Here is a 14,675-nt window from a genome sequence, read left to right as displayed (position 1 = left end):
CGGTGCCAGCCCGCCCCGCCCCTCGCCCTGGTCGCGCGACACGCCACGTGCGTCACGTCGGGGGTGCAGAAAGCGTCGGTTCGCGGACGCCCAGGCGACACTTCGTGCCGCCCCAGCGAACCTGAGCGGCATGTCGTGACCGCTCGACGCCGGGGTCCGGCGGGAAAGCCAGGGTCAGGCAGGCAGTGGTCAGGCGGGCAGGATCGCGACGACGCAGGTGCCGTCGACCTCGGCGTCCCGCTCGACCACGGTGGAGAAGCCCGCGGCCGTGAACGCAGCGGCGGACTCCTCGGCCTGGGCCTCGGACACCTCGATGACGACGGCACCGCCGGGGCGGAGCCACTCCCCCGCACCCGCGGCGATCCGCCGGTGCAGGTCGAGGCCGTCCACACCTCCGTCGAGGGCGACGCGGTGTTCGTGCTCGCGGGCCTCGGTCGGCATGAGTTCGATCGAGGCCGTCGGCACGTAGGGGGCGTTCACCGCGATGACCGCCACGGCCCCGCGGAACCGATCGGGCAGCGGCGTGAACAGGTCACCGGCGACGACGATGCCGCGGTCGCCGATGTTCTCGGCTGCGACGTCGCCGGCGTCCGGGTCGATGTCGGTGGCGACGAGGTCGAGCGCGCCGACGCGGCCGAACAGGGCGACCGAGATCGCGCCGGCGCCGCAGCACAGGTCGACCACGCGGTCGTAACGCTGCAGTCGACGCGCAGCCTGCTCGACGACGACGGTGGTGCGGGCTCGCGGCACGAAGACCCCGGGGGTCACCCGAATGCGGTGCCCGTCGAAGGCGGCCCAGCCGAGCACGTACTCGAGCGGCTCACCGGCCAGCCGACGCTGCACGAGGGTGCGGAGTCGCACCGGCTCACCGTCACCGGCCTCGAGCAACAGGTCGGCTTCGTCCTCGGCGAAGACGCTCCCCGCGGCCCGGAGCCGGGCCGCGAGGGCGTCACGCGCGGGGTGGGTCACCACGGGCGACGGGACACGTCACGTCGCGGAGATGGTCCTGCGCCGTCGGCTGTGCCCATGGTTCGACGGCTCCGCTACGCTGCGCCGTCGAACATCGACGTCACCGAGCCGTCGTCGAAGACCTCGTGGATGGCACGGGCGATGAGCGGGGCGATCGGCAGGACCTCGAGGCGGTCCCAGCGCTTGTCCATCGGCAGGGGCAGGGTGTCCGTCACGACCACGCGGTCGATGAACTCGCTCTGCAGCAGCTCGGTCGCCGGGTCGGAGAAGACGGCGTGGGTCGCGGCGACGACGACACCGGTGGCGCCGGCGTTCTTGAGCGCCTCGGCAGCCTTGGCGATCGTGCGGCCGGTGTCGATGAGGTCGTCGACGAGCAGGCACACGCGGCCGCTGACGTCACCGACGATCTCGTGCACCGAGACCTGGTTCGGCACGAGCGGGTCGCGGCGCTTGTGGATGATGGCGAGCGGGGCGCCGAGCTTCTCGGACCAGATGTCGGCGACACGGACGCGGCCCATGTCGGGCGACACGACGGTGAGCGTCTTCGGGTCGAGGATCTGACGGAAGCGCTCGAGCAGCACCGGCATGGCGAACAGGTGGTCGACGGGGCCGTCGAAGAAGCCCTGGATCTGCGCGGCGTGCAGGTCGACGCTCATGATGCGGTGCGCGCCGGCGGCCTTGAACAGGTCTGCGACGAGGCGGGCCGAGATCGGCTCGCGGCCACGGCCCTTCTTGTCCTGACGGGCGTACGGGTAGAACGGTGCCACGACCGTGATGCGCTTCGCCGAGGCACGCTTCAGCGCGTCGACCATGATGAGCTGCTCCATGAGCCACTCGTTGATCGGCGCGGTGTGCGACTGGATGACGAAGGCGTCGCAGCCACGGACCGACTCGTCGAAGCGGGCGTAGAGCTCACCGTTCGCGAAGGTCCGGGCATCGGTCGGCACGAGGTCGACCCCGAGCTCCTCCGCGATCTCGGCAGAGAGCGCCGGGTGTGCTCGCCCCGAGACGAGGACGAGTCGTTTCTGGCCGGTTGTCTTGATTCCGGACAAGTGCGGTGCTCACTCCCTGACCCACGAGGGGTCGATGTCGGCGACGGGTGGTCGCCGGGATCTATTCGCCGTTCGCGAGCCGAGCAGCCTCGGCCGCCGGTGTGCCGGGTCGGTGTTCCTCGACCCATCCGTCGGTGTTGCGCTGTGGGGCGTAGCTGATCGCGAGCGATCCTGCCGGAACGTCCTTGCGGACGGTGGTCCCGGCGCCGGTGTACGCACCGTCACCAATCCTAACGGGGGCGACGAACACGTTGTGCGAGCCTGTACGGACGTTCGAGCCGACCTCGGTGCGGTGCTTGTGCACGCCGTCGTAATTCGCGGTGATGGTGTTCGCGCCGATGTTCGAGTCCTCGCCCACCTCGGCGTCGCCGATGTAGGACAGGTGCGGGACCTTGCTGCCGCGACCGATCCGGGCGTTCTTCGTCTCGACGAAGGTGCCGATCTTGCCGTCGTCTCCGAGGATCGTGCCCGGCCGCAGGTAGGCGAACGGGCCGACCGAGGCGCCGTCCCCGATCACGGCGAGGGTGGCGTCGACGCGGTTCACGGTGGCGCGGGCCCCGACCTCGGTGTCGCGGAGTGTGGTGTCCGGCCCGACGACGGCTCCGGCGGCGATCGCGGTGGCGCCGATGAGCTGGGTGCCCGGCAGGACCTCGGTGTCGGGCTCGATGGTGACGTCGAGGTCGATCCAGGTGGTCGCCGGGTCCTGCACGGTGACGCCGGCGAGCTGGTGGCGGCGGACGATGCGGGCGTTGAGTTCCCGCGCGGCGTCGGAGAGCTGCGCACGGTCGTTGATGCCGGCGACGAGCCACGGATCGGTCAGGGTGACCACGTCGATGCGCCCGCCGCGCTCGCTGATCAGCGCGGGGGCGTCGGTGATGTACTTCTCGCCCTGGGCGTTCGCCGTGGTGAGCGACGGCAGCGCGGCACGGAGGTGCGCCACGTCGAACGCGTAGATGCCCGCGTTCGCCTCGGTGATGGTCAGCTGCTCGGCCGTCGCGTCCTTGTGCTCGACGACGCTGACGAAGGCGCCGGAGGCATCCCGCACGATCCGTCCGAGACCGGTCGGGTCCGGGGCGATCGCACTCACGAAGGTCGCCCCGTTGCCGCCGCCGACGTGGGCGTCGACGAGGAGCCGGAGCGATGCGGCGTCGAGCAGCGGGACGTCGCCGGACAGCACCACGACGGCGCCGTCGAAGTCGGCGGGCAGTGCTTCGACCGCCACCTCGACCGCGCGGCCGGTGCCGGGGACGTCGTCCTGGTCGACGACGATCGCGTCGGGTGCGCGCTCGACGACCTCGGCCGCGACGAGGTCACGCTCGTGCCGCACGACGACGGCGACGTGCTCGGGGCTGAGGGACGACGCGGTGCGCAGGACGTGCCCGATGAGCGGCAGTCCGGCGAGCCGGTGCAGCACCTTGGGCGTGGACGACTTCATGCGCGTGCCCTGCCCGGCGGCGAGGACGACGACGGCGATGCGCTGGTCGGTCATGCACCCATCCTGGCGCACCGCAGCCCGGGCCGCCCGACCTGACCACGGCCCTGTGGGGAACCGTGCGCAGAACCGCAGCCTGTGGACGGAGGTGCGCCGCGCCTCCAGGCCGCGCCGACGGCCCGCCGTGGATCAGGCCCGCGCGCCCTGCGGTTCCCGCTTGACGAACGCCATCAGCACCAGCCCGGCGATGAGCACGACGACCACGCCGAGGATCCCGAACCGGGTCGACCCACCGACGGTCACGGCCACGCCGAACAGTGCCGGCGCGAGGAACGACGCGGCCCGGCCGGTGGTGGCGTAGAGGCCGAAGAGCTCGCCCTCGCGGCCGGGGGTCGCCAGCCGCGCCAGGTAGGCGCGGGACGACGACTGCACCGGGCCGACGAACACGGCGAGGGTCAGTCCGAGCACCCAGAACCACTGCGTCTCGTTGCCGGCGGCGAAGACCCCGACCCCGCACACGGCGAGGCCGACGAGCGAGACCATGATGAGCGAACGCGACCCGAACCGGTCGTCGAGGCGTCCGGAGACGAACGTCGCGATGCCGGCCACGACGTTCGCGGCGATGGCGAACAGGATGACCTGCGACGGCGTGAACCCGAACACCTGCGCGGCGACGATCCCGCCGAACGTGAAGACGGCCCCGACGCCGTCGCGGAACACCGCGCTGGCGAGCAGGAAGGCGAGGACGTTGCGCCGCTCGCGCCAGAGCCGCGCGATGTCCCGGCCGAGGTCCGCGTAGGCACTGAACACGCCGCCGCCGCGGGTGCGGTCGGGCACCGCTTCGGGCACGGTGAGGAACAGCGGGATCGAGCTGACGGCCAGCCAGACGGCGGCGATGCCGATCGCGACACGGACGTCCCACTGCCCGGTGGCGACCGTCGCCGGCAGCTGCAGGAGCCCGCCGACGACCCCGTCGCCACGGAAGTCCTGGATGCAGAGCACGAGCAGGAGGACGAGCAGCACGATCCCGCCGAAGTACCCGGCCGCCCACCCGATGGCGGAGACCCGGCCGGTGCGTTCCCCGGAGGCGACCTGCCCGATCATGGCGTTGTAGCCCACGCTCGCGATCTCGTAGGCGACGGTGCCGATGCCGAGCAGGGCTGCGCCGAGCAGCAGGTACGGCTGGCTCGGCGCGACGAAGACCATGCCGCCGATCGACAGCGCGACGCCGATCGTGGCGATGAGGACCGACCGGCGGCGGTGCCCGGACGAGTCCGCGAGCCGCCCCATGGCCGGTGCCACCAGGGCCACGACGATGCCCGCGATGGTCAGTGCGGTGGACACGACGGCCGCGTTGTGCGCGAGCTCCCGCTCCACGATCGCCTTGCCGGCCGCGGACGTGTCGGCGACGAGCGCCGGGTCCACGAACGCCCGGCTGGCCAGGTACGTGCTGAACACGAAGGTGGTGACGACCGCGTTGAACGCGGCGGAACCCCAGTCCCAGAGCGCCCAGGAGACGAGCGCGCGCCGGTCGGTGCGCTGCGGCACGACGGCGGCCGGTGAAGCGGTCATGCGCGAACCGTAGCGCGTCCCGGTGACGCGGCGGTGGCCCCGTTCCGGGTCACGTGCCGGACGGGAGGCGCGGGGCGGCCTGGCCCCGAGCCTCCTGTCCGCACCGTGCGAGCGTCGTCACCCGGTGCGAGCTTCCACGCACCGTGCCCGGCTGCAACGCCGCACCAGGCGGGCAACTCGGCCCAGGCTGGCGAAGCCCGCACCGGACGACGCGCAGGTCGCTCAGGCCGGGACGCCGCCGGGGTAGACGACGGACTTGAGCGACTCCGGGTCGGTGTCGCTCTCGAGGGCCTCGCGGACGTCGTCGAGCCCGAAGCGACCGGTGACGAGCGAGTCGAGGTCGACCTGGCCGGACGCGACCAGCTCGATGGCGACCGGCCACGTGTTCGTGTACCGGAAGATCCCGGTGACCGTGACCTCGAGGTTCTGGATGTGCTCGACCGGCAGCGTCATCTCGGAGTTGCCGAGCCCGACCAGCACCGCGGCACCCGCCGGACCGACCGCCTTGATGCCGTCCGACACCGCTCGGGGTGCACCGCTGGCGTCGATGAACGCGTCGACGGGGACGATGTCGGACGCGACAGACACGGCGGTGGGGTCGACGACCTCGGTGGCGCCGTACTCCAGGGCCCGCGCACGGCGCTCCGGCACCAGGTCGCTGACGACGATGCGCGACGCACCGAAGGCCTTCGCGACCTGGGCGCAGATGATGCCGATCGGACCGGCGCCGGCGATGAGCACCGACGAACCGGGCACGATGCCCGCCTTGCGGACGGCGGCGATGCCGACGGACAGGGGCTCGAGGAGCGCGCCGGCCTCGAACGAGACGGCGTCGGGCAGGACGTGCGCGAACTCCGCCTCGATGGTGACGAACTCGGTGAAGGCCCCGTCGACCGGCGGCGTCGCGTAGAAGCGCATGTGCGGGCAGAGGTTGTAGCGGCCGGCCAGGCACTGGGCGCAGCGGTGGCAGGGGCGCTGCGGCTCGATGGCCACGCGCTCCCCCACGCGGGACGGGTCGACGCCCGCGCCGACGGCCTCGATCGTGCCGGACAGCTCGTGCCCGAGGACGAGGGGCTCCTCGACGACGAAGTCACCGATGCGGCCGTGGCGGAAGTAGTGCACGTCGGAGCCGCAGACCCCCACGGCGGCGACGCGGACGAGCACGTCGCCCGGGTCGACGGCGGGGACGGGGCGGTCCTCGACGGTGAGGTCCTGGGTGCCGAGCAGGACGCTGGTGCGCTGGGTGGAGGTCATGCGGTTCTCGCTTCCTCGGCCGCGTCGTCGCGGCCGGACGTGTGGGTGGTGGAGGGGGCGGCGGCGGGCGCCGCGGGCGTGGTCGCCGGCGCTGGCGCTGGCGCTGGCGCCAGCGCCGCGGGCATGGTGGCGTCGCGCAGCAGCTCCGCGAAGCCGATCTCGGCGGCACCACGGACCAGGACGTCGCGGCCGAGTGCCGCCGGGACGATGCGGAGCCGGTCGGTCATGGCGGCCATCGTCTGCGCCCGGACGTCGGTGTCGATCCGGTCGCCGACGTGTCCGAGCAGCGCACCGAGGAACCCGCCGAGCACGACGACCTCGGGGTCGACGGTGTGAATGGCGTTCCGCAGTGCGGTCGCGAGTGCGGTGATCTGTCGGTCGACGACCCGCTCGACCTCGGGCCGGCCCTCGGCGAGCGCCGCGGCGAGCGCGTCGAGGTCGTCCGGCGGGGTCCCGGTGACCGCAGTGAGTGCCGAGCGCGAGGCCTCGGTCTCCAGGCAGCCGACCGCACCGCAGTGGCAGCGGATCCCGTTCGCCGCGACGAAGGTGTGCCCGAGCTCGCCCGCGTACCCGTCGGCGCCGCTGAACGGCCGGCCGGCGCTGACGATCCCGCCGCCGATGCCGCTCGCGCCGCCGTTCAGGTACACGAGGTCGTCGACGCCGCGGGCGCTGCCGTACAGCCGTTCCGCCCAGGCACCGAGGTTGGCGTCGTTCGCGGCCCGGACCGGCAGCCCCAGGCGTTCCGCGAGCGGTGCGGCGAGGGGTTCGTCACGCCATCCGAGGTGCGGGGCGTCGCGCACGGTGCCGTCCTCGACCCGGACGATGCCGGGCACGGCGACGCCGACCCCGACGATCCGGGCTGCCGGTCCGGTGCGGGCGAGGAGTGCTGCGAGGACCCGTGCGACGGCGTCTATCGCCTGCGTCGCGGTGGGCACGGTGGTCTGCGGCTCGACCAGCCGGTCGCGCACGGTGCCGTCGAGGCCGACGAGGGCGACCCCGACGGCGTCGATCTCGACCGTGACCGCGGCGGCGAGGACGTCGCCGGACGCCCGGACGACTCCGCTCGGCCGTCCGACACCGGTACCGGGGGTCCCCGCGGCGGGGGCCTCCTCGTGCACGAGACCGGCATCGACGAGTTCCCCGACGAGCGCGAGGATGGTCGAGCGGTTCAGGCCGGTGCGCCGGGTGAGCTCGGCGCGGGTGACGGGGCCGTCCTCGTGGACGAGCCGGAGGACGCGCGCGGCGTTGCCCGGCGTCGCCGTGGGCTGCCGTGCCATGGGTCCTCCTCGTTGGTGGGTGCGGTCGTGGGTGGGATTTCGGGCTGAGCGACGAGTTTCGCACCGACGAGCCCGTGAACTGTCGCGCAGCGCGAAACCTCCGCGACCGCGAGCGCGACCGCGACCGACCGCGACGGCCGGTCAGCGCGACTGCGAGAACGCGGCGTCGAACGCGGCGTCCGGCGGCGCGATGGTACCGAGCTGCCGGACGAACGCCAGCGCCTCGGGCCCGCCGACGAGCCGGTCCATGCCGGCGTCCTCCCACTCGACGCTGGTCGGGCCGGCGTACCCGATGTGGTTCAGCACGCGGAACACCCGCTCCCACGGCACGTCCCCGTGGCCGGCGGTGACGAAGTCCCACCCGCGCCGGGGGTCGCCCCACGGCAGGTGCGAGGACAGCCGCCCGTTGCGCCCGTCGAGCTGCTTCACCGACTCCTTGCAGTGCACGTGGTACACCCGGTCGGCGAAGTCGAGCAGGAACGCGGCGGGGTCGAGGTCCTGCCAGACGAAGTGCGACGGGTCGAAGTTGAACCCGAACGCCGGCCGGTCCTGGAACACCTCGAGTGTGCGCTTGGCGGTCCAGTAGTCGTAGGCGATCTCGGACGGGTGCACCTCGAGTGCGAACCGGACCCCGACCTCCTCGAAGACGTCGAGGATCGGTGACCAGCGGTCGTGGAAGTCCTGGTACCCGGCGTCGATCATCCCCGGGGGCACGGGCGGGAACCCGGCGACGGTCTTCCAGATCGACGAGCCGGAGAAGCCGGTGACGGTGTCGACCCCGAGCGCCGCGGCGGCACGGGCGGTCCACTGCAGTTCCTCGGCCGCACGCTGCCGCACGCCCTCCGGGTCGCCGTCGCCCCACACGTGCGGCGGGACGATGTCCTCGTGCCGCTGGTCGATGGGATCGTCGCACACGGCCTGGCCGACCAGGTGGTTGGCGATCGTCCAGACCCGCAGGCCGTGGCGTTCCAGGATCGCCAGCCGGTCCGCCACGTACCCCGGGTCCGTCGCGGCGCGCCGGACGTCCAGGTGGTCGCCCCAGCAGGCGATCTCCAGTCCGTCGTAGCCCCACTCGCCGGCGAGCCGGGCGACCTCTTCGAAGGGCAGGTCGGCCCACTGTCCGGTGAACAGGGTGACCGGCCTGGAGGCCCGGGTCGTCTCCGTCGTCTCGCTCGCGTCCGTCGTCGTCATCGTCGTCGTCCTTCTTCGCGGTGGTCGGGTTCCGTCACCAGGATCCGGGTGCGGACCCGGCGGGGACGGTGGCGGGTCGCTCGACGCGCGATTGCACGTCGACGACCGAGTGGTCACGGGCGGCGGCGGCGACCGCCTCCATGACCTCGAGCACGTGGAACGCGAGGTCGCCGGAGGCTCGGTGCGGCCGGTCCGTCGCGATCGCGTGCGCCATGTCGGCGAGGCCGTAACCGCGGCCGGCGTCGGCGTACCCGGCGGCGACCGGCAGGTCGCGCCACGAGCGGTCGTCGGCGGTGGCGATCGACACGGTGTCCGAGAACCGGTTCGGGTCCGGGACGCCCAGTGTGCCCGCGGTGCCGTACACCTCGAACAGCGGGGCGCGGGTGGCCCACACCTCGAACGAGACGGTCACGGTGGAGACCACGCCGCCCTCGTGCTCGAGGATCGCGACGACGTGGGTGTCGATGTCGACCGGGATCGACGTGCCGGCGTTCGGCCCGGTGGCGATCGTCCGTTCACGGGTGGAGCGGGTGGCGCTGCCGCTGACCCGCACGACGGGCCCGAAGAACGTGACGAGGCTGGTCAGGTAGTACGGCCCCATGTCGAGGAGCGGTCCGCCGCCCGGCTGGTAGTAGAAGGCCGGCGCGGGGTGCCAGAGCTCGTGCCCGGGTGCGCTCCAGGCGACGGCGGCACCGACCGGGGTACCGATCGCGCCGTCGTCGAGGGCGGCGCGGGCGGTCTGGATGCCCGTGCCGAGGACGGTGTCCGGGGCGCTGCCGACGCGCAGGCCGGCGGCGCGGGCGGCCGCGAGCACCGGTGCGGCCTCGGCGGTGGACATCGCGAGCGGCTTCTCGCCGTAGACGTGCTTGCCGGCGGCGAGTGCCCGGGTGGCGATGTCGGCGTGCGCGGCCGGGATCGTCAGGTTGAGGACCACGTCGACGTCGTCGGCGGCGAGCAGGTCGTCCACGGTGGTCCCGCGCGCGCCCTGGGCCGCACCGACCTGCTGGGCACGGGCGACGTCGAGATCGGCGACCGCGGCGAGCTCGAGGCCGGGCAGGGCCGGGAAGTGCTCGAAGTACTGCTGGCTGATGACCCCGACGCCGACCACGCCGACGCGGAGCACCCCTTCGTTCACCGTGCTGCCCACAGGAGTCCCCGTTCGATGATGGTGCGGACCGGCTGCGACTCGACGATCTCGATCCGGTGTCCGGGGGCCGAGACGAAGATCCGTCCCTTCCCCCACTGCCGGGTCCAGATCGCCGGTGCGGTGACCGGGCGGTTCCAGGGGTCCCACGAGCGGGCCTCCTGCGTGGTGGTGGCGAGGACGTCGTCGTACTCGTCGCTCAGCACCCAGTACTGCTCGGTGACGAGGTCGAAGTCCTCGATGCCCTGCGTGATCGGGTGCTCGTGCCCGAGGTCGGTGATGTGCACCGTGTAGGGGATGTAGTTGTCCGACTGCTCCCCGACCCGTTCGTCGGGGTGCTTGCCCGCGTGGTGGGCGAACTGCCCGCCGATCATGTGCAGGTAGTCGGCGTTGTCGCGGTACGAGTCCGCGATGCCGCCGTGCCAGCCGGCCAGGCCGGTGCCGTTCAGGACGGCCCGCTGCAGACCGGCGAACTCGTCGGCGGCGATGGTCGTCATGGTGTTCACCTGGACGATCAGGGCGACCGTGTCCATGTACTCCTGGTCGGCGTACACGGCGGGCGATCCCTCGACGCGGACCGCGAAGCCGTGGTCCTGCAGGAACGGGATGAACAGGTCGGTGGTCTCGACGGGCTGGTGGCCGTCCCACCCGCCGCGGACGACGAGCGCCTGGCGGGTCTGCTCGGCGGCGCTCACGAGGTCGCCGTCCAGGGTGCTGCCGGCGGCGGCGCTGCGTTCGACGGCGTCGAGGACCCGCTGCACGTGCAGGCCGTCGGCGAACGACGGCGACGGGTCGGTGCCGGCGACGATGGCGTCGACGAAGTCCTTCACCTGGTGGCTGAAGGTGTGCTCGTACCCGATGAGGTGCCCGGTCGGCCACCACGCGGCCATGTAGGGGTGCTCGGGCTCGGTGACGAGGATGCGGCGGAACCCCTGCTCCCCCGCCGGGGCGTTCGACTCGTACAGCCGGAGCTCGTTCATCGACTCGAGGTCGAACTGGATCGCGCCCTCGGAACCGCTGATCTCGAGCGTCAGACCGTTCTTCCGCCCGGTCGCGTAGCGCGTCGCCTCGAACGTGCCGATCGCACCGTCGGCCGCGCCGCCGTCGAGCCGTGCGGTGAAGAACGCGGCGTCGTCGACGGTGACCTGCCCGCGCTCGCTCGACGCGGTGCCGGACAGCCCGACCCCCTCGGCCATCAGCGGACGCTCGGTCACGAAGGTCTCGAGGGTGCCGGACACGGTGGCGAGCGACGCCCCCGTGACGTGCTCGACCAGGTCGATCGCGTGCGCGCCGATGTCGCCGAGCGCCCCGGAGCCAGCGAGCGACTTGTCGAGGCGCCAGGTCATCGGGCCGTCGGCGTCGGCGAGCCAGTCCTGCAGGTAGAGCGCACGGACCTGGCGCACGGTGCCGATCCGGCCGTCCTGCACCAGCTGCCGGGCGAACGCGATGGCCGGCACCCGGCGGTAGCTGAACCCGACCATCGCCCGGACACCCTGTGCACGGGCGGCGTCGGCGGCGGCGGTCATCGCCTCGGCCTCGGCGACGGTGTTCGCGAGCGGCTTCTCGCACAGGACGTGCTTGCCGGCCTGGAGCGCGGCGATCGCGATCTCGACGTGCGAGGACCCCGGGGACACGACGTCGACCACGTCGATGTCGGGATCGGCCACGACGGCACGCCAGTCGGTGGACGCCGCCTGCCAGCCGTACTGCTGCCGAGCGGCCTCGGTGCGTTCGGGATCACGCCCGACGATCACCGCCATCTCCGGCTCGGCTCCGAGGTCGAAGAACCTGGGGGCGGTCCGCCACGCCTGTGAGTGTGCGGCTCCCATGAAGCCGTGCCCCACCATCGCGACCCGCAGTCGTTGCTGCACCGTCGACTTACTTGCCATCCGCTCGCTCCTTTGCGATCACGTGCTTGCCACAGCCAACACTACCGCTTATGTTGGGCGCGGCAACATTTTGTTTCGACGACGAACGGTGACCACCATGGCAACGACGCCCACCCGTGCAGACAAGTTCTCCTTCGGTCTCTGGACCATCGGCTACAACGGCTCCGACCCCTTCGGCGGGCCGACCCGACCCGCCCTCGACGTGGTCGAGGCGGTCGAGAAGCTCGACGAGCTCGGGGCCTACGGCCTGACCTTCCACGACGACGACCTGTTCGCGTTCGGTTCCACCGACGCCGAACGCCAGACCCAGATCGACCGCCTCAAGGGCGCGCTCGAGTCGACCGGGCTCGTCGTGCCGATGGTCACGACGAACCTGTTCTCCGCCCCGGTCTTCAAGGACGGCGGCTTCACCTCGAACGACCGGCAGGTCCGCCGCTTCGCGCTCCGCAAGGTGCTCCGCAACATCGACCTCGCCGCCGAGCTCGGCGCGTCGACGTTCGTGATGTGGGGTGGCCGCGAAGGCTCCGAGTACGACAGCGCCAAGGACGTGCAGGCCGCGCTCGAGCGGTACCGCGAGGCCGTCAACCTGCTCGCCCAGTACGTCACCGACAAGGGCTACGGCATCCGGTTCGCCATCGAGCCGAAGCCGAACGAGCCCCGCGGCGACATCCTCCTGCCGACCCTCGGCCACGCGATCGCCTTCACCGAGACGCTCGAGCGTCCGGAGCTGTTCGGCATCAACCCCGAGGTCGGCCACGAGCAGATGGCGGGCCTGAACTTCACGGCCGGCATCGCCCAGGCGCTCTACCAGGGCAAGCTCTTCCACATCGACCTCAACGGTCAGCGCGGCATCAAGTACGACCAGGACCTGGTGTTCGGTCACGGCGACCTGCAGAACGCGTTCTCGCTCGTCGACCTGCTCGAGCACGGCGCCCCGCAGGGCGGCCCGGCGTACGACGGCCCGCGCCACTTCGACTACAAGCCGAGCCGCACCGAGGACATCACCGGCGTCTGGGACTCCGCGTCGGCCAACATGCGCATGTACCTGCTCCTCAAGGAGCGTGCGCAGGCGTTCCGCGCCGACCCCGAGGTGCAGGCAGCGCTCGAGGCCTCCAAGGTCGGCGAGCTGTCGACGCCGACGCTCAACGACGGCGAGTCGTACGACACGTTCCTCGCCGACCGGTCCGCCTACGAGGACTTCGACGCCGACGCCTACTTCGGCGGCAAGGGCTTCGGCTTCGTCCGCCTGCAGCAGCTCGCGATGGAGCACTTGATGGGCGCGCGGAATTGAAGGCAGACGCGCCAGCGGCTGCATCCCGCGAGCTGAGGCGGCCTGCCGCCGAAGTGGCTGAGGACACGGACGCGCGCCAGCTCGTCGCGGGGGTCGACTCGTCGACCCAGTCCTGCAAGGTCACCATCCGTGACGCCGCGACCGGTGCGGTCGTCCGCGAGGGACGCGCGTCCCACCCGGACGGCACCTCCGTCGACCCCCGTCACTGGTGGGAGGCCCTCGGTGCCGCCGTCGCGGACGCCGGCGGCCTCGACGACGTCGGTGCCGTCGCCATCGCCGGGCAGCAGCACGGCATGGTCGCGCTCGACGCCGACGGTCGCGTGGTCCGCGACGCCCTGCTCTGGAACGACGTGCGCAGTGCGGACGCGGCCGCGCAGATGGTCGACGAGCTCGGCCAGGAGGCGTGGGTCGCCCGGACGGGGCTGGTGCCGGTCGCGTCGTTCACCGGTACCAAGCTGCGGTGGCTCCGCGACGCGGAGCCCGAGAACGCGGCCCGCGTCGCGGCCGTGGCGCTCCCCCACGACTGGCTGTCGTGGCGGCTCCGAGGCCACGGCCCGGCGGACGAGAGCCCGCTCGGCCCCGACCTCGACGCCCTGGCGACGGATGCGTCCGACGCCAGCGGCACGGGGTACTGGGACCCGGTGCGCCGCGAGTACGACCCGGAGCTGTTCGAGCTCGCGCTCGGGCGATCGATGCGTCCGGCGTCGATGGGTGACGACGACGCCGTGGTCGTGCCCCGCGTGGTCGCCCCCGACGAGGCCATGGGCACCCTGTCCACCGACGTCGAGCTGCCCGGCGGCGCGGTCGCCCGGACCGGCCTCGTCGTCGGTGCCGGACTCGGCGACAACGCCGGGGCAGCGCTCGGCCTGGGTCTCGGCCCGGGCGACGTCGCGGTGTCCCTCGGCACCAGCGGCACGGTCTTCGGGGTCAGCGACGCCGAGGTGCGTGACCCGAGCGGGACCGTGGCGGGCTTCGCCGACGGGACCGGGTCGCGCCTCCCGATCGTCACGACGCTCAACGCGGCCCGCGTGCTCGAGGTGATCGGCGGCCTGCTCGGCGTCGACCACGACGCACTCGGCGAGCTGGCGCTGCAGGCGCCGGCCGGGGCCGACGGCCTCGTCCTGGTGCCGTACTTCGTCGGCGAGCGCACGCCCAACCGGCCGGACGCGACCGCATCGCTGCTCGGCATGACGCCGGCGACCACCGACCGGGCACACCTGGCCCGGGCGGCCGTCGAGGGGATGCTCTGCGCCCTCGCCGACGGACTTGCCGCGGTGCAGGACACCGGGGTGACCGTCGAGCGGCTGCTGCTCATCGGCGGCGCTGCGCGGAACCCGGCGGTCCGCACCGTCGCCGCACAGGTGTTCGGCCGTGACGTCCTGGTGCCGGAGCCCGGCGAGTACGTCGCCGCGGGTGCTGCGAAGCAGGCCGCATGGGCGCTGACCGGCGCACTGCCGACGTGGGACACCGCGACGACCACCGTGCCGTCCGACCCGCACCCCGAGGTGCTCGAGCAGTACCGCGCCGCGGCGCGCTGACCGACGCACCGGATCCGACACTCCCTGCCCCCGGCGCCCTCCATCAGGGCGCCGGGGGCATCATCG

10 protein-coding genes and 2 pseudogenes are annotated in these 14,675 nt (G+C 72.6%); 2 read left to right on the top strand and 10 right to left on the bottom strand.

The annotated features are described in order from the left end of the window. Nucleotides 1–189 precede the first annotated feature (189 nt). The 10 genes and pseudogenes from ACZZ9K_RS14470 to ACZZ9K_RS14425 form a co-directional block, all read right to left on the bottom strand. Complete coding sequence (locus ACZZ9K_RS14470) at nucleotides 190–969, bottom strand: putative protein N(5)-glutamine methyltransferase (protein ID WP_463444422.1); 780 nt, start codon at nucleotides 967–969, stop codon at nucleotides 190–192. 74 nt (nucleotides 970–1,043) lie between these two features. Beyond that, nucleotides 1,044–2,021 carry a ribose-phosphate diphosphokinase gene (locus ACZZ9K_RS14465; RefSeq protein WP_027464468.1) on the bottom strand — a complete coding sequence of 326 codons (978 nt, stop codon included), beginning with the start codon at nucleotides 2,019–2,021 and terminating at the stop codon, nucleotides 1,044–1,046. A gap of 61 nt (nucleotides 2,022–2,082) precedes the next feature. Continuing rightward, complete coding sequence (gene glmU, locus ACZZ9K_RS14460) at nucleotides 2,083–3,510, bottom strand: bifunctional UDP-N-acetylglucosamine diphosphorylase/glucosamine-1-phosphate N-acetyltransferase GlmU (RefSeq protein ID WP_071245981.1); 1,428 nt, start codon at nucleotides 3,508–3,510, stop codon at nucleotides 2,083–2,085. A 132-nt stretch (nucleotides 3,511–3,642) separates the two neighbouring features. Continuing rightward, complete coding sequence (locus ACZZ9K_RS14455; protein WP_463444421.1) at nucleotides 3,643–5,025, bottom strand: MFS transporter; 1,383 nt, start codon at nucleotides 5,023–5,025, stop codon at nucleotides 3,643–3,645. Between the two features lie 222 nt (nucleotides 5,026–5,247). Next, on the bottom strand, nucleotides 5,248–6,279 hold the full coding sequence (locus ACZZ9K_RS14450) for an NAD(P)-dependent alcohol dehydrogenase (RefSeq protein ID WP_071245978.1): 1,032 nt from the start codon (nucleotides 6,277–6,279) through the stop codon (nucleotides 5,248–5,250). Beyond that, entirely contained in the window at nucleotides 6,276–7,556 is a 1,281-nt protein-coding gene (locus ACZZ9K_RS14445) for an ROK family transcriptional regulator (protein ID WP_463444420.1), read from the bottom strand. Before ACZZ9K_RS14445 ends, ACZZ9K_RS14450 begins: the two co-directional genes overlap by 4 nt. 141 nt (nucleotides 7,557–7,697) lie before the next feature. Continuing rightward, nucleotides 7,698–8,747 (bottom strand): sugar phosphate isomerase/epimerase family protein, encoded by a 1,050-nt coding sequence (locus tag ACZZ9K_RS14440; protein ID WP_463444419.1) that lies wholly within the window; start codon nucleotides 8,745–8,747, stop codon nucleotides 7,698–7,700. 34 nt (nucleotides 8,748–8,781) lie between these two features. After that, on the bottom strand, nucleotides 8,782–9,894 hold the full coding sequence (locus ACZZ9K_RS14435) for a Gfo/Idh/MocA family protein (RefSeq protein ID WP_463444418.1): 1,113 nt from the start codon (nucleotides 9,892–9,894) through the stop codon (nucleotides 8,782–8,784). Then, nucleotides 9,879–10,499 (bottom strand): annotated as a pseudogene (locus tag ACZZ9K_RS14430) (ThuA domain-containing protein); the annotation flags it as partial. The pseudogene ACZZ9K_RS14430 and the gene ACZZ9K_RS14435, both read right to left, overlap by 16 nt. Before the next feature lie 105 nt (nucleotides 10,500–10,604). Beyond that, nucleotides 10,605–11,738: pseudogene (locus ACZZ9K_RS14425) on the bottom strand (Gfo/Idh/MocA family protein); the annotation flags it as partial. Between the two features lie 139 nt (nucleotides 11,739–11,877). Between ACZZ9K_RS14425 and xylA the strand changes: the two are divergent. Together xylA and xylB are read left to right on the top strand one after the other, a co-directional pair. After that, the gene (gene xylA / locus ACZZ9K_RS14420; RefSeq protein WP_111033642.1) at nucleotides 11,878–13,071 is read left to right on the top strand and encodes a xylose isomerase; all 1,194 of its coding nucleotides are present in this window, start codon (nucleotides 11,878–11,880) and stop codon (nucleotides 13,069–13,071) included. Nucleotides 13,072–13,124: 53 nt separating this feature from the next. Beyond that, entirely contained in the window at nucleotides 13,125–14,609 is a 1,485-nt protein-coding gene (gene xylB / locus ACZZ9K_RS14415) for a xylulokinase (RefSeq protein WP_463444417.1), read from the top strand. The last annotated feature ends 66 nt before the right edge of the window (nucleotides 14,610–14,675 follow it).

Source organism: Curtobacterium sp. AC268, from assembly GCF_979258745.1.
Note: the sequence above shows the minus strand (reverse complement) of the source record. Positions and strands in the feature narration are given on the sequence as shown.